At 54.9% G+C, this 16071-nt stretch carries 9 protein-coding genes and 3 tRNA genes; 3 read left to right on the forward strand and 9 right to left on the reverse strand.

Annotation, left to right across the window (positions count from 1 at the left end; translation table 11 throughout):
* The first annotated feature begins 33 nt into the window (after positions 1 to 33).
* The gene (locus Mal52_RS28755) at positions 34 to 1665 is read left to right on the forward strand and encodes an FHA domain-containing protein (RefSeq protein WP_145380338.1); all 1632 of its coding nucleotides are present in this window, start codon (positions 34 to 36) and stop codon (positions 1663 to 1665) included.
* A 143-nt stretch (positions 1666 to 1808) separates the two neighbouring features.
* Here Mal52_RS28755 and Mal52_RS28760 read toward each other — a convergent pair whose 3' ends face one another.
* The 7 genes from Mal52_RS28760 to Mal52_RS28780 form a co-directional block, all read right to left on the reverse strand.
* Complete coding sequence (locus tag Mal52_RS28760; RefSeq protein ID WP_145380339.1) at positions 1809 to 2687, reverse strand: hypothetical protein; 879 nt, start codon at positions 2685 to 2687, stop codon at positions 1809 to 1811.
* A gap of 282 nt (positions 2688 to 2969) precedes the next feature.
* Positions 2970 to 3055, reverse strand: a tRNA-Ser gene (locus Mal52_RS30055).
* Between the two features lie 174 nt (positions 3056 to 3229).
* Positions 3230 to 3301: transfer RNA gene (locus Mal52_RS28765), tRNA-Gly, on the reverse strand.
* A 33-nt stretch (positions 3302 to 3334) separates the two neighbouring features.
* Positions 3335 to 3419: transfer RNA gene (locus Mal52_RS30060), tRNA-Ser, on the reverse strand.
* A 656-nt stretch (positions 3420 to 4075) separates the two neighbouring features.
* A complete protein-coding gene (locus tag Mal52_RS28770) occupies positions 4076 to 5251 on the reverse strand; it encodes an esterase-like activity of phytase family protein (protein ID WP_197534543.1) in 1176 nt (391 codons plus the stop codon).
* Positions 5252 to 5342: 91 nt separating this feature from the next.
* Positions 5343 to 6332, reverse strand: coding sequence for a DUF1559 domain-containing protein (locus Mal52_RS28775; protein WP_145380341.1), 990 nt, complete (start codon positions 6330 to 6332; stop codon positions 5343 to 5345).
* Positions 6333 to 6424: 92 nt separating this feature from the next.
* Positions 6425 to 6904 carry a hypothetical protein gene (locus tag Mal52_RS28780; protein WP_145380342.1) on the reverse strand — a complete coding sequence of 160 codons (480 nt, stop codon included), beginning with the start codon at positions 6902 to 6904 and terminating at the stop codon, positions 6425 to 6427.
* 457 nt (positions 6905 to 7361) lie between these two features.
* Here Mal52_RS28780 and Mal52_RS28785 point away from each other — a divergent pair, with 457 nt between their 5' ends.
* Both Mal52_RS28785 and Mal52_RS28790 read left to right on the forward strand, forming a co-directional pair.
* On the forward strand, positions 7362 to 8234 hold the full coding sequence (locus Mal52_RS28785; RefSeq protein WP_197534544.1) for a mandelate racemase/muconate lactonizing enzyme family protein: 873 nt from the start codon (positions 7362 to 7364) through the stop codon (positions 8232 to 8234).
* A gap of 182 nt (positions 8235 to 8416) precedes the next feature.
* Positions 8417 to 10870, forward strand: a complete 2454-nt coding sequence (locus tag Mal52_RS28790; protein ID WP_145380344.1) for a PAS domain S-box protein — start codon at positions 8417 to 8419, stop codon at positions 10868 to 10870.
* 23 nt (positions 10871 to 10893) lie between these two features.
* Here the strand turns inward: Mal52_RS28790 and Mal52_RS28795 are convergent, their stop codons facing one another.
* Both Mal52_RS28795 and Mal52_RS28800 read right to left on the reverse strand, forming a co-directional pair.
* Entirely contained in the window at positions 10894 to 14103 is a 3210-nt protein-coding gene (locus Mal52_RS28795) for a tetratricopeptide repeat protein (RefSeq protein WP_145380345.1), read from the reverse strand.
* Between the two features lie 314 nt (positions 14104 to 14417).
* Positions 14418 to 15674, reverse strand: a complete 1257-nt coding sequence (locus Mal52_RS28800) for a sulfate adenylyltransferase (RefSeq protein WP_145380346.1) — start codon at positions 15672 to 15674, stop codon at positions 14418 to 14420.
* Positions 15675 to 16071: the final 397 nt, after the last annotated feature.

Below are 16071 nucleotides of genomic sequence, written 5' to 3' on the forward strand. Positions count from 1 at the left end.
GCCAGCACGCGCAACGCAAATCGCAGACGCCGGATGCTTCTGCTTGCGCCGACTTCTGACGAGGAAGAGGCACGGCTGAGCGACGAAATTCCGGTCGACAGCGCAGCCAATAAAGCGGTCCACAAGTTTCGTGTGGCCTGCCAAGCGGCGGCGCCCATTCGCCTGCGCGTCACCGGTCCCGGTTTGGACGAACCGCTCGAATTCTCGTTTGCCTCACCATTTGTCATCATCGGTCGCAGTCGCCGCGCCGATTTGCGGCTCCAGCACCCCGATGTCAGCCTGCGGCATACGTATTTGCAGATGGTGCGAGGGCGGATGTATTGCGTGGATTTGGAAAGCCGGACCGGCATTTCGCACCAATCGGACCGCCGCCGTGGAGAATTGATCGACGAAGGAGAAGCGATCCACATCGGACCGTATCATGTCCATGTGATCAATTGGAGTTCCTGGGACGAGATCGAAACTTTCGACCCCTCGGCCGATGAATCCCATGAGAATGAATCTCATAATGAGGATTCTGCCGATAACGAATCTACAGACACGTTTGTCCGCGTGAATGTGGAAGTCCTCAACGGCAAAAAAAACGGACGTCGATTTCATGCCGTCGAAGAAGACATCACGTTGGTTGGTAATGCGCCGGGGTCCCATTTGCGACTCAAGGACTCGAGCATGTCCAAGACGCATTGTGCGCTGGTGCGGACAGCTGAGGCGCTGTGGTGCGTCGACCTGTTGGGTCGTGGCGGCACACGACTGAACGGCGCGGAAATACGGATTGGTCGACTGTACGACGGAGATCTGTTACATGTCGGCAGGGCCAAACTGAAGATACACTACAGCAATATGGAAAACCAACCACCCATCGAACCTTCCGAACCACCGCGCGCTGCAGCGGAGACCCCCAACGAATCGCAGCCTGCCGACGAGGGGACGATGCCGGCACCAGCTGCGAGTAGCCCACAGGTCGCTGATATGGCGGGAGAGCTGAGTCAGCTCATCGCCCAAAATCTCGCCAATATTACGCCCCCTGCGGGTGCACAGCCGCCCATCCCGTTTTCACCGCCACTACCTGCTACGGCGCCGAATCCGCAACTGCCGGCTGCTCAAACCGAAGGAGAACGGAACGTTTCGGAAGCCTTCGTTCTGTCGTTGGTCAACCAGTTTGGCCAAATGCAGCAGCAGATGTTTCAGCAGTCGCAGCAGTCGATGATGATGCTGGTCAACATGTTTAGCAGCTTGCACCAGAATCATATGGAATTGATTCGGGACGACCTGAATCGAATTCACCAGATTACCGACGAGTTGAAGGCGGTCCAAACGCAAATGGCGGACGGACAATCATCGGCGACGAACGTCACCTACACCCGCGATGCGCAACCGGCAGGCGACTCTCAAGAACATGTGCAGGATGCCGAAATCTCCGAACCGCGTCCGGCAACGCCCGAACCGCGAACGGCTCCACCGCCCTCCTCATCGGAATCACCTCAACCCGGTCCCGGCGAAACGCCGCCAACCGTCCCGAGCGACGCAGCCGACCGTCCCCGTTCGGATCGTTCTGGAGTTCGCGCTCATACGTTGCTGAGCGAACGGCTTGCGGAATTGGAGAACGAACGAAACAGCCGCTGGCAAAAGATCATGAAAACGATCACCGGCATGGGTGGTGCCTGATCGTTGAGCAGCCCTTCGACAAAGGGGGCCCACTGGCGGCTTGCCAGCCAGTGCATTTCACGCAACCGGCAACCGCACTGCTGGACAAGCCAGCAGTGGCACCCGGCATATGAGCGTTTCGGGACAATTGGCACCCGGCGCGATCACTTGAGTGTGCCTTGATAGCACTCGCCGAGGTGAATCATCAATTCCAAGGCCAGTAGGTCCGCACGCGCCATGACATGACGTGTACTGCGACTGCCGAGTCCGCGGACCAACTCTTCCACGCGTTCCAGATGCAATTCCAGCGCCTCGCGGGGGCTTAACCCGGCGACGGCCAGCAATTCTGCCAATTTGGCGATCTCTGCTCCGAGTCCACCGCATCCCATGATGACGTAGGTCCGCAACAGTTCTTGATAATAGTCGTTCAATTCCGCCGGCAATTGGTCAACGGCGGCGGAGCGGTTGCTGAGTCGTACGATGTCGGCCAAATCGCGGATGATTTGTCGCTGTTCGTTGAGCAGATGCCCCGCTTCGTTGCGTTCCCGCGTGAGTCGCCGGCGTTCGGACATCGCCATGCGGTGATTTTCCCGCATCACATCGACTCGCCGCACCGCGCGTTTGAGCATCGGGACAACCGCCATCGATTCTAGACCGTTGGGGGTGAGCAACAATTCGACCTGGAGCCGACAAACTTCGGTCCAGGTGGCATCGTCGGCGGTCGCGGCGACCACCACGACCGGATCATCACAACCGCTGGCGCGCACAGCACGCACCAAATGCAGTGAACTGGTCCCCTGCTCTTCGGGGCTATCCAAGAACATATGATTGATGAGCAGGCAGTCGAAGCTTTCCTTGCGCAGCAGCGCCAATGCTTCACTGGCTGTGGAAACCCATTTAAAAATCGGTTCCATGCAACCTTCAGCATCAAGCTGTAGCGTCAAGCTGACCCAAGAGGGTTCCAGCGCACCGATGCACAACAACCGCAGTCGTGGCGGCAGGCTGGTCTCGATTTGATCGTGAACCCGTATGCTTGTTTCCAAGCGAAACCCCTTCCCTGGCCGATCCGAGGAACGTCCCAGCGCCGATAAAAATGGCTCTTTATATTGTTCCTTCGTTTCCCTCAAAAATCCGCACGGCGGACGTCGCGAATCGCGGAGTTATAAGGGCAGTTCTGGGATGCTGTCAAGATGCGTCAGCGTGTGTGGATCGTTTTGAGATAGGATTGTGAAGATTCCCGTGCAACAGGTTTTGAGGAAATGGCGGGCCACTTAAGCATCATTCCTGGGGAGCAGAAACAACAGCGAGGCACCGGATAACAGAGGCGGAAGTCGTGGGACTTGAACCCACAAGTCGCTTGCAGCGACCACCTGTTTTCAAGACAGGCTCCTCATCCAGCCGGATGACTTCCGGTTTGCAGGCCTGCGAGATATTGCCATCAGCTATTTCAAATCACCACGGAGACACGGAGGACACCAAGGATTTGTTGATGCCAATTCCCAAACCGACGGCTTGCCGTCGTACACGACGATCCTGGCCGGACTCGCGACGCGTACTAAAAGAGCTTTGCAGGAGTAAACTAAAGAGTGCCCCGCGGGAGTCGAACCCGCCTGACCGGGGTGGAGGCCCGGTACCTTTGCCGCTCGGCCAGAGGCACATGTCGAAGCTGTGAAAAAACAACTGTGATGAGCGGAAGGAGAGGGAGTCGAACCCTCAAGGCCGTCAAGCTCGTCCCGGTTCGAGCGGGGTGCCATCGCCAATTGGCTTGCCCTTCCGTTTCGAGCGTCTGGCTTCTTGAAAACATTGTTAAATTGAGGTCGCTAGAGCTCGGACACAGGCCTGCAGTAACGCATCCTCGTTCCCGATTCTCGGGTAAGGACTTTAGACGCTGTTACGGCTCGAAAGGTTCGCCCAAATGCCTGCCGGGAAAAAGTATTTGCCCGAAAACCCCCGATTCAAAGTCAATACCCCTTGTTGTTTGTTTTCAATTTACCAATGGGAGTTATTGATTCATGCCTGATATTGCTGGATTGGCCGAGTCCGTTATTAATCTCGTAACAAGTCTCCTTCACTTGAGGTTGATCTCTAAAAATAAAGAGGACATAAAAGTGAAGGCCGAGTTGAAAAAAAACGATGAGCTACCTTTGGAGGTCTTACTTCGCGACGGCGTATATTACAAACTAGATGGCAATGGGCCGTATTGTACGGGTTGCTATGACGAAAAGCTTAAGCTCATTCGAGTGAACACACTTCCCGACCGTTTCCACCAACGATTCGCGAAGTACAAATGCCCGGTTTGCAAGGCGACGTATCGAGGAGAATGTTGATCGTGATATTCGAAACGAAATGAATTGCGGACTCGCCTTACCTCACCCGCGCGTCGTTCGTTGTGGAATAGGCTATGCAGGAACGTGGTGGACATGGACCGGGCTTAATACGCGAACACCCAAAACAGCGTTGGCACGTCTGCTTGGAAATCATTGTCCGAAGCAATGACCAACGTCTGTCGGCCATCGGCTAAGCGGGGGCCGTGGCTTAAGCCTTCGATTTTTTTGGGCATCGAAGATCCAGCCAGGCCGAATTGGGGATCAAGTAGATCGATAAAGACCGTTTTGGCTGCCGGTGTGATATTGCTGGGCAGTCCGTTCTTCGGGAGGGCTTTGCTGCCGTCGATGGCGGTTGCGTTTGCCAGATCGATTTGCATGATCCGTTTGAACTTCGCCTCGTCGCCGGTCTCTCCATCTCGTTCGATGACCAGGAACTGATGATCATTGAGAGCCAAGATTTCATTCAGGCCATGGTCCACATCGTCGAGTTGGTAGACGTATTCCCAGGTCTCGCCGGTCTGTGTGTCCAGCTTTAGGATGCGGCAATTTTGCCCGAACGGTTTTCCTTTTTTAGTACGGGATGCGTCTTGCAGGAGTGGGCCTTGAAAGATGCCGTAGGCAAATTGGCCGTCCGGCGTGAGGGCTAAACCTTCCAGCCCCCGGTTGGAGGACCGACCGGAGCGGTTGAGTTTGTTTTCAGCCGCCTTGGAGTCGCCCGGATGCAGCGCTGAGAAGTACTCCGGCAGCGGAAACCGGCGTTGTTCTTTGCCGGACAAGGAGAATTCGATGACGTGCGGACCGTACTCATCGGAGATCAATAGCGTGTTGTTCTTGGTGAGGCGAATGCCTTCCGGATCGAATCGGCCGGCCAGTTTGTCGGTGGGAGCATAGACGGTGGCATTGCCGGTCATGGGCCGACCGGAGGCATCGGACAGTAACGTTGTGGATACGATGGATATGTCCGCTGGTCGTGCGCCGTTCTCGTCGAAATCGATGTTCAACTCATGGAACCGGCATTGATATCCGGTGGCTCCGTCGTCGGGACCGCGATCGGCCAGGGCGAAAAAGCGGTTTTTGTCGCCTGCATATTCCAGTGCGGAGATGCCGCCGAATCGGTGATGCGGTGTGCCGTTGACGAGTGCTTCGGATTGTCCGGACTGGTCGGTTGCGGTGCCAGCGAGACGGCCGCGTCCGATCAATTTCACATCCGCCGCTGCCGCTTGGCACACAGCGAATCCGCAGAGACAAATGACAATCCACCCAGCGAAATTGAGACGCATGAAAACTCCAGAGTCGACATCAAGGGGAAGGGTTAGCAGCCCGCCCCAGTGAAGAGGCGAGCTGCTAATAATCGCGTAACAGCATTCAAGATTAGAATTCGCTGGAAACTTCTCCACCGGCACGCGTGCAGGCTCCGACAAACACAGCTGCATCTACGCTTTCGCTGATGAATCGGACCGAGCCGTCTGCCAGCCCAAATTGCGCGCCGCCCGTATGGAAGCTAAAGGCTTCGCTGACGTTGATGGCGTTGATCATCTTGGGGCCGTATTTATCCAGCCCGTCAGCTGTTGCCCCATTGATGCTGAATCCATCGTCGGGGTCCGCCCAGCCGATCCCGTCGGCAGCGACGAATCGCCCACCCAAATCGACGACTTTGTCGTCCGAATAGGCTGCGAAGTCATCGGCCGTCATCTTGCCGCTCGCAATATAAACATCGGGTTGACCGGCCGCTTCACCCACCATGATGGTGTTTGACGTACCGTCGATCACGTTGCGAATGGGATTGGACGGCCCTTTGGCCAAAACGCCCGCACGGGCATTGCTACCGGGGTCCGGGATGCCCAGGACATCGGTGTAAACTTTTTTCTTGATTTCGTTGATCGAACCAAAGTCGCCGGCAGCAGCACCCGTGACCCAGTGGGGATCGATGCGACTATCGGTCGGCGTCGAAGGACAAGTCATAATCGACAGCTGTGTGCCAATCGTGTCGCGGTTTGCCAATGCGCTCCAAGCGACGTTGTAATCGAATTGGTTGCCGAGATTCCCTTGATCGACGAAAGGGAGAATCATCGTGGTCCATGATCCGTAAGCACTTTCGTTGCTGGCATTGTCTTCGATGGCGACATCGGGATAGATGCGGCTGGGCGGGAAGGCTCCATGTGCACTCTCGTAGTTGTGCAGTGCCAATACCAATTGTTTCAACGCATTTTTGCATTGGGTCCGACGAGCTGCTTCGCGGGCCTGTTGCACGGCTGGCAACAGCAGTGAGATCAGAATGGCGATGATGGCAATCACGACCAACAATTCGATGAGCGTAAATCCGCGTCGCGAGCGTTTCGGTGACGGTTGAACGTCATTCATTTCAGTCATCCTTTTGGTTTTTCTGGTGTAGGGGGGAGTCATTTACCAATTAACAACAGGACATAGGTCTTTGTGACGACTTGGCCACAAATTCATTTCAGCGTGATTTCGTCTAGCTCGTTGACGCCTTCTTTGACCGTGATGGTAATGCCCGACGTCTCGGGGCGCGTCAACCTGCGCGGCATCTGTTCAGGGAGAAGGTCTTGCTCGTCTTCGTCTAGACCTTCTAGCGGGCCGAGCCAAGAAAATGCGACGTTGTACTCACCTGGTGGGGCGCCGTCGCCTTTGCGGTATGTCGTGAATTCGAAGGCACCATCTGGACCAACGATCGCACGCGGCGAGTAAAACGGTTTGCCATCGGCCGGAGGGGTCACAGGATGCAGGACCAAAGTGGCGTCCGGGATTTGCTGGCCGCTAAACGTAACGACGCCCGTCACCGGATAGACTTCAAGCTCACCTTCCATCCGGTCGCTCTTGCCGCAACCGACAATGGACAAAGCGGCACAAACGATCACGCCTAGAAATCCAACAGACATTCCGTTTTCTAAACGTGGCAAACATCGCAGTCGCATAGAGGTCCTCATTTTGCAACATGTCACAGAACGGTTAAGATTCTCATTTCGATGAACACGTTTGTACCGGGAAGTGTGAAGAAAAGATGAACAAGCTGTGCGGTTCGTATGAAGATACGAACCGGTTGAAAATGTCTTCTCTATTGCGGCCAATCGACTCACAAATGCCAGTTACCAAAGAAAGTTGACTTCATTTGCCGACTTGCCATGACTGTGATTGCGACTGTTAGACTCTGCTGATTCGATTGCTCCTTCTGACCTCAGGACGTTGCTAGCGTTCGTTTTTTTGACTCGGTTTGTGAACAACTCATGAAAATCACCGAAATCCGTGCCTGCCAACCAGCAACACCCGGTTCGCCCCCCGATTGGCGGACCAGCCTGGGTCAAATTTTGGTGGCTGTTGAAACCGATGCGGGGCTGATTGGATATGGCGTCGGCGGCGGGGGGGATCCATGTTGTGCGGACCGTCCTGCGCGATTTGTTGTTGGGCCGCGATCCGTCAGCCGTGGAGCGGATTTGGGAAGAGATGTATCGGGCGACATTGCCGTTTGGGCGGAAGGGGATTGCGCTGATGGCGCTGAGCGGGGTTGATTTGGCGCTGTGGGATTTGCGCGGCAAAGCGGCCAATGAACCGGTCGCGCGGTTGTTGGGCGGCGAGGTCGGCCACCCGATTCCGACATACGCCACGGTCTGGGGATCGATTGAACCGGCGATTACAACCGGGCATCGCGCGATCAAATTGCATCTGGAGAAGTACGACCCGCGAACCAACCTCGAAGCTCTCGTCGATTGCGTGGCCAATGCCCGTCAGCGGATGGGCGCCGCGGGAATGTTAATGGTCGACGCGTTTATGAAATGGGATATCGAAACCACACTCGCTGTGGCAGCGCGGCTTGTCGAACACAACATTGCCTGGTTGGAAGAACCGCTCCTGCCCGACGATCTCAAAGGTTATGCGGACTTGGCTGACCGCTGCCTGATCCCCATTGCCGGAGGCGAGCATGAGTTCACAGCCGCGGCCTTTGAGACGATTATCCAGCAACGCTTACACGCGGTTCTCCAGCCCGATGTCTGTTGGTGTGGCGGGCTGACCGAGTTGATCAAGATTTACCGGATGGCTGCTGCGGCAGGGCTGCGTGTCTGCCCGCATCGCGGAGCGGAAATCTGGTCGTTGCACGCCATCGCTGCTTTGGACCCGCAACCTTTGGCCGAATCGGGCCGAAGCTGGATGTCTTGGGTCGGCGGTCAGCCACCGATTGTTGACGGATGGATCCAACTGGGCGAGGCCCCGGGTTTGGGGGTCATTGTGGACGAAGAGACCTGCAATTAAGGGTTTCTCTGGGGGTAACTTTGCCATTTCGTCCTTGCAGGGAGACTAAAGAGCGGCGAAAATGGGGAGGCGATTTCTACCTGAGTCAGATTGTAAAACAATTGTAAGCAGGCGTTGCCACTCCAACGCGATCCGATGCGAAATCTGAAACTCAGGCCGAATCTTCGATAGGCGGGCTACTCGTGGGAATTCTTAATTTTGCTTCTTTGGTGCTGCTGACCATCGCTGGGATTCAAACAGCCTGGGCGTGGCGAAATCTGCGCGACTGGCGATTGGCGTTTGCTTGTTTGACCCTCCTCCTGGCAGGGGTCCCGGGGATTTTCGAATTTCTATTTGATGTGAATAAGAAACCACTGCGCGCGGACTTTTCATTTGACGAAGTCCAACTCTTCACGGTTGGAGTGTTAGCGGTCGTGGCGGCATCGTTTATTAAGCAAATCATCCATTCGCAACAAATGGCAGCGGTGGCACAGAGCGTTTCAGAGTTTCAACTCGCCTCGATATTAGAAAACGTGCCTGACGCCATTCTGACTGTCGACCGGGACGCGAAGGTGTTGTTTCTCAACCATTCGGACTCCCTGTATACGGTCGAAGATGTCGTCGGTCAAAGTGCATTGAGAATGCTGCCCGAAGAAGCGCACAGCAACATGCAATCCGCGCTGGCGGAAGTTATCCAAGAGGGTCGTTCGGTGGAGTTGGACGTGCCGATGATCGACCGCGATGGCAGCAAACGATGGTACACATGTCGCATGTTCCCTGCTGGAAGTGGCAGCCCACCTGACACAGCGACGGTGATCGCCACCAATATCACGCAGCGCAAACACGCCGAAAACGAATTGCGAAGGTCGCGCGATGAGTTGGAGCAGCGTGTGATGGAACGAACGCGAGAACTTGCGCTGGCCAATCAAGAACTCCGTTCCGAAATCATTGAACGCAAGCAAACAGAACGTCAGCTCTTTTCTCGGATTGAATTCGAGCGCATCATTTCAGGGTTATCATCGCGGTTTATTGATTTGGACCCCGGCCAAATCGACCCGGCGATCGAGGATGCTTTGAAAAAACTGGGGGAAGTCTCGGGAACCGATCACTGTTCGATCTGTCATCTAAACGACTCGCCGCCAATGGCATCGATGACGCACGAATGGTGTCGGGACGGCATTGATCCGGTCTCTGATCTTATCCAAGATTTGCCCATGGAGCAGCATCCTTGGTTGTGGCAAAAAATTCGCGAACTGGTCCCGGTGCACATCTCCAACCTCGACGAACTACCCCCCGAAGCTAAAACGCTCAAAGTGGCTTTGAAATCTCGAGAAATGCAATCCTTCGTGGTCGTGCCGTTGACTTCGGGCCATGTGCTGTGGGGATTTGTAAGCTTTGCTGTCAAAGGGCGGCAGGTTTCGTGGCATGACGATATGGTGGCGCTGTTGAAGATCGTCGGGGATATTTTCTTGTCGGCACTCGAGCGGCAACGGGCCAGCGAGGCGCTGCGTGCGACTGAAGCGCGGATAAATCGGCTGTTTCAAAGCAACATTATTGGCTCGACGTTCACCGACGTCGACGGTGTTCTGTATGACGCGAATGACGCATTTTTGAATATGACCGGTTATTCGCGTGAGGATCTTCCTTTGCGCTGGCGGGATTTGACTCCTCCAGAATGGGCTCACCTTGATGAGCAGGCTTTGCAGAGCATTAGAACCGAAGGGGTTGCCCCACCGCGCGAAAAAGAATATTTCCACCGGGACGGACACCGCGTGCCCATTTTGATGGGGACTGCACTCCTCGATAAAAACTCCGGCGAATGCATCGGCTTTGTGATCGACCTCACCGAACGCAAACAAGCAGCCGAACGCATTCGCGAACTGACGAGCCGTTTGGAGGGTGCTTCGCGGTTGAGCGTGATGGGAGAAATGACCGCAGGATTGGCGCACGAACTGCACCAACCGCTGGCTGTGATCGCCAACTATGCCAACGGCTGCATCCGCCGCCTCAGCAAGGAGACTCTCGACCGTCCGAAACTGATCGAGTCGATGCAGGAGGTTGTCGCTCAAAGCATTCGCGCTGGAGAAATCCTCCGCCGCACACGCGACTTTTTGCACCAGCGAGAGATCCAGTGGGAATCTGTCGACCTGAATTCCGTGATTCGCGATGCAGTGCACTTGGCGGAATTAGATTCGCGGCAAAAGGATGTTGAAATCAGATTGCACCTGGGGCAAAACCTACCCGACATTTTCGGCGATGCTGTGCAACTCACCCAAGCCATATTGAACCTGTTACTCAACGGCATTCAAGCGACTGCCGAAAATCCGTCCGGTCCAAAGATGATCAGTGTCGAATCCGACATCAATCAAGACAGTGCCGTGCAAATCACCATTGCAGACACAGGGCTGGGTATACCTACGGAACTTCGCGACTCCATTTTCGACCAATTCTTCACAACCAAATCCAACGGGTTGGGAATGGGGTTGGCGATTTGTAAATCGACGATCGAAAACCACGGCGGTAAAATCTGGATGAGACCAGGTGCCTTTGAAGGAACTGAATTTTTGCTGGTCCTCCCCAGGGCTCGTCGCGAGTTGAGGCCACCTGTCATACTAGCCAAACTAACCGAACAGCCAGCGGCCTCTGCGCCTCGCTGAGCCCTGCTTGCCGATCAGACGCACTACTTGTCCGCTGCTTCCGGCGCTTTCGGCGCCTTCTCATCGGCGAAAATCACGGGGACTCGGTTGATGGGTCGCACGGGATCGATGAACTGACGGGTGATTTGCGCCAGGTAAAACGCGACCAATTGACGCGACGACATATCAGGCGATTCGTCGAGGGCTTCTTGAAATTGTTCGCCCGCTGCTTCGCATTGTCCCGACTCCAATAATGCGAACGCTTTATTGAGATTATACGCGTCGAGTTGGGGCATTTGAGTGAACAGGTATTGATACGAACTACTGAGTAGAGACATCGGCCAGGGAACTTGTGCCTGCGGAATAAGCCGAGGCGGAAGCGATCCCAGCACTCCACGGAAACCGTTGGAGTCGATCTGTTGACTCTCAGCCGTCCAGAGTTCATTCGCCTTGTCGTATTCCGCATTTGCCAAATACGCGGCCGCCACCAATGATCGCCAGCCAGGTATTTGATTGGGTGATGAGTTGAGCTGATATTCCAGTTCAATCGCCGTTTCATAGGCATCTTCGATCCGTCCGACTTCGAGCAGCAGTGTCAGAAAATACATTTTCGCTTCTGGATGGCTGGCAACAAATTCCGGTGCCTTTTCGAGTTGCTGGAGTGCCGCTGCCGGACATCTGAAATTTTGTGCAGCGATTTTTGCCAACCGCAACGGATCGGCTTTGGCATCGGTCGCCTGTTTGAGGGCCGTCTCGAGTTGTTGAATGTGTTGCGTCATCTGTGTGCGAAGTTCGTCAATTTGCTTCAACTGCTGCGTTTCCGCCTCAGTTTTGGTCGGTTTTTCACTAAGAATCTTGTCCAGTGCTTCCAACTCGCGTAAAGCCAAATCGACGCGCGCAAAGCCGGGTGAGTTATAAAACTCAAACAACCGCGAATGAGCTGTCGCATTGGTGGGATCTGCGGCGAGCGCCATGTTGTAGGCCATCAAGGCTTGGAAAAACCGCATCCCTTGCCCGTGCCATTGTTGCACGCCGAGGATATTGCCTTGATTCCACGAGGCTAAAAACCGATAGGCATTCCCCAATTCGACATACCCGTCCGCCGAGGAGGGATCTACGTCGAGTCCTTGCAGCGCCTGACGAACTGCTAGCCAGGCGATTGCTGGATAGACCGCTTGATCAGCCAAAGGCATCTGTGCTGCGATTGCCGAAACATCCTGTAGGATGACGTTCAAATGCCGGGCGAGTTGAATCTGTTCGGGAATATGCAGCTTGGTTTTCCAAACCTTTTGTTCATAGACATTGGGAAGAGCGGGCCAGGCGGAGCGCGACTCGACAGTATCGGTGTCTTCGCGGAAGGCCCGCGAAACAAAATCATATCCGTGGTCTTTGATAAAATTCATCAACTCGGGATCCTGGGGATCCACGCGATGCACAACAGCTGCGCTTCCGCTCAGGCTCGTCAATTGCCAATCTCGCGTCGAAAACATAAAGGCGCGAAGCATTGGGTAATCAGGAAACGGCGCCATGGTCAGTCGCGGCATGGCGTGTGTAATCTCATATTTGTCAAAAATCGGCTTCCAATCCGTGGGGGTGACATCCAAGGTCTTGGCCTGTTCAGGACTCACCGCCAAGTGCTGAATCCGCAAGGAATTTCCGGTTCGCTTATGCAACGTCAGCAAATCTTGGTCGCCTTCTCCCAGATACAACCGCAACCGCATGTCCGTAAACGGTTTTTGGCCGGACCAGATCAGCATGTCCCCTTGCCGGGCGTTGGCGTTGAATACGCGATCCGAGTACGTTTCTTTGCATTGTTCTGCTAATGAGTTGAGCGACTGTTTGAACGATTCGTCAAAACCGAGACCAGTGGTGCCCCCGCCGGGAGGTCTGAGCCAACCTGTCCCTGCCATGAAGGCAAGCGCAGCAAAGGCTAAAACAGTCACGGCGCGCCCACCGCGGGAAAAAATCAATTCGCCGGGTTTGACTGAATAGGATTGCGAGAAATTGGCCTGGTACCAGCTCTGACCGTTGATGGCCAGCAGAATGGCAAACACCAATGCCGCTGCCGGCAATTGCTCGACACTGGCGACGGCAAAGGCTGCAAAGGCAAAGAAGATCAGCACGTGCCCCACTTCCAAACGGCGGAAATTTAAGTACATCACCAGAATAGCGGCGATACCTAATGCCACTGCCGCAATACCGGAATGCCCCAGATTATTCCAGACACCTTCGTCGAGCAGCGTGTAAAACCGAACCGTCGACGCATTGGGAGTCGACCCGGACAGAAATTCGCGAAACGCCGGATACTCTTTGCCATACAACTCCAACGGCCGCAGGTAAGTATGCCAACCAAAGGGATTGAGCAGCACGGCGAACAAGCTGCCTGCCACGGCCAATTGAAACGGCTTTCGCTGTGCGTCGGTCAAGGAGGGTCGGCCCCAGAGCACGCCCATAAAATCGCCCAGGCCGTACAAAACCAAGGCGGTCAATCCTAGAAACATCCGTGGATCGAAATTGGCCCAGAGAAAGAACAATGGAATCAGCGCGTATATTCGTCGCGGCGATGCGCCCGATTTCCAAGAGCTGATCACCCAGAACATCGACGCCAGTCCCAGCAATGTGATCAACATGGGTTGTGCTGTCAGTGAATTATGACAAGCCAATAGCGCCACAGCCGCGCAGATGCTCACGCCCCACGTGGAGGTTTTGCCCAACCCCAAGTTCACAACAAACCAAAACGTCACTGCTGCCAGCAGGGCTTTGAACAAGGTCAGCCCAATCGCACCTCCGACCGCGTAGACTCCTGCGAGCACCAGATCGAACAGCCACGACAAATTGATCCAGGGACGATCGGAAACCGTATAGGAAAAAACGTCATTTGCGGGAGGCCAGATGCCGTGCGTCGCCAGATATTCTCCGGTTTTGACGTGCACCAAGGTTGGGGATTCGGCAATGAAGGTGCAGCCCATCAAAAACGCCAACAGCACGACAGCCCAGCGGAGCATGAAGTCGCCCCGCGCTGCTTCGTCTTGCACGAGTTCAGGCGTTAACGGCTCATACTCGGGCATCCCCTCCGGGTCACCGGAGTCCTGATCACCGGAATCCTGATAATCGGAATTCTGATCAGTCGGTTCCTGATCACTGGGGACCGGGTCAGTCGGTACCGGGTCGCTGGAATCCAGGGATGCTTCCTGAGGATTTTCGCTGTCTGTATCATCAGACGCGTTATTCAATGGCTCATTGGGAGGTGACACCGGCCAGCCCTGTCATTATGAGAAGAGAAAAACCATCAACAATGACGGCATAATTCGCATTTCTGCGGGAATACCGCCCCATCTCACATCCAGCCTCGCGCAATGTTGGCCGATTGTTCCGCCTTTTCTACGCGAAATGCCCTGCATTCGTTGGATGGGCCACAAGTGGCTATTTCTGAACCGCTTCAGACGAGCGGCGTCCGTCGATACTACTCGATTTTGAGACCTAACGCAGCCAATATGTACGAAAACGGCGGAGCGCAATCGATAGTTACGCTCCGCCGTTCCGGTTATGCATTCACTTGTACAAGCGACTATTGATGCATGGCCGCTGCCAAAATCTTGGAAGTGCTTTCACGCATGATCCGCGGATCAACCATTTCGCCTGCCTGCAATGTGGCGCGAACTTGTTTGCCGGAGATGAAGACCGGCTTTTCTTCGCTATGGTTTTCCATCAGATCCACGCGGCCGAGCGACTCGTAGTAAGCGGCAAATCCGACGTTCACCGGCTTGATCTCCAAGGCTCCGTTCAGGTTATTGAAGATCTCCTGAGCATCGAAGTCACCCCAGATCGCCGTACCGTCCTGATAGGGGGCATCGGCATGTTTGCGGCCGATGACGATATTGGTGAATCCCAAGTTCTGGCGGTAGATAGCGTGCATGACCGCTTCTTTGGGGCCGCCGTAAAACATTTTGATGTCCAGTCCCAGCAGGATCACCCGGTCGGGAACGCTTTCCCCGCGGCTGCTCCACAATTCCGGGTCGCTATCACCGTCACCCATGGCACGGTCGGAAATCAACTTTTCGTAGGTCTGCATGCGAATTTCGGCGTTGACGTCATCCGACTTCGTTTCGCCGATCAACGGATTCAGGCAGGCGCCTGCATTTTTGCCGTCTTTGAGCAATTTTTCTAAGGCATAGACCAAGGCATATTCATGCGCCCGGTGCAGCGGATTACGCGTTTGGAAGGCGACAACGCTGTCCCAACCGGTTTCGGCCAGTTTTTTGCGAACTTCGCGCGGGGACAACACGTACTGCCCAAAGGCGGCGTTTTTCGGCTGCGGCAACACGCGGATCTCGCCGCCGATCAAATGGGTCTTGTCGGCATCCCCTTTGAGAACCATATCAGCCCCGGGATGATCGGTGCGCTCGGTCAGGTAGACGCTCTTGATATATCGCGGTTTGTCCCATTCGAAAACGTCCGTCACGTCGAGCGTGGCGACGATTTCTCCGTCTGGATTGGTCAATGCGACCTTTTGTCCCGCTGACAGGGAGACTGCCAATTCAGAGGTGACGGGCAGGGAAATCGGGATCGTCCAGGCGTATTTGGTCCCATTGACTTCGATAACCGACTCGTCCAGCACTCGGTTGTATGTGGCCGAATCCATGGGACCGGTCAACGGGCTGAGCGTTCCGTCTCCCAGACGGTAGACGGTCGACAGATCAGCAGCGGAAACTGGTACTTGCGGCAATTTGGCCGCTTCCGACCGAAAACTGTCGATGTCGTCTGCCGAAACGGTGCAGCAAACGGGTTCGGTCAGTCCACCATGCGGCGGGATTAAGTCTGCCATGTGCGTCCTCATTCAATTCCTGTTAGGGGCAAAGCCCAGAGTTTTACGTTTGTTTTACTGTTGTTTTTCATCTGATTTGCGACAATTCCGCACCATTGCAGCGGAAGGGCCATTGTCCGCGTTTTATGACCACTCGATTCAAAACCCTCACTGTTGCGTCCCACTGAGACGGATCTGCAAGTCTCCGGAACAAGCGCAACCTGGTTTTGAAACTGTTTCGACAAGTCGTTTCAAAACCCTCTAACGCGTCTCACTGACATTGATCTGAACGTTTCGAGAACAAGCGCAACCGGGTTTTGAAACTGGTTCTAGGGAGTCTGTTCGTTATCCAACACTTTTGATTCGGAAATTCGCCCACAATCTGCCCACGGGCGTCCAAAGCGATCCCAACCTATTT

Source organism: Symmachiella dynata (assembly GCF_007747995.1).
GTDB classification, from domain to species: domain Bacteria; phylum Planctomycetota; class Planctomycetia; order Planctomycetales; family Planctomycetaceae; genus Symmachiella; species Symmachiella dynata.

What these genes read in the sequence shown, in the direction of transcription:
- Mal52_RS28755 (WP_145380338.1), top strand. Translation starts at nt 34, where the DNA reads ATGCTTCTGCTTGCGCCGACTTCTGACGAGGAAGAGGCACGGCTGAGC.
- Mal52_RS28770 (WP_197534543.1), bottom strand. Translation starts at nt 5,251, where the DNA reads ATGCGTCTCAATTTCGCTGGGTGGATTGTCATTTGTCTCTGCGGATTC.
- Mal52_RS28775 (WP_145380341.1), bottom strand. Translation starts at nt 6,332, where the DNA reads ATGAATGACGTTCAACCGTCACCGAAACGCTCGCGACGCGGATTTACG.
- Mal52_RS28780 (WP_145380342.1), bottom strand. Translation starts at nt 6,904, where the DNA reads ATGCGACTGCGATGTTTGCCACGTTTAGAAAACGGAATGTCTGTTGGA.
- Mal52_RS28800 (WP_145380346.1), bottom strand. Translation starts at nt 15,674, where the DNA reads ATGGCAGACTTAATCCCGCCGCATGGTGGACTGACCGAACCCGTTTGC.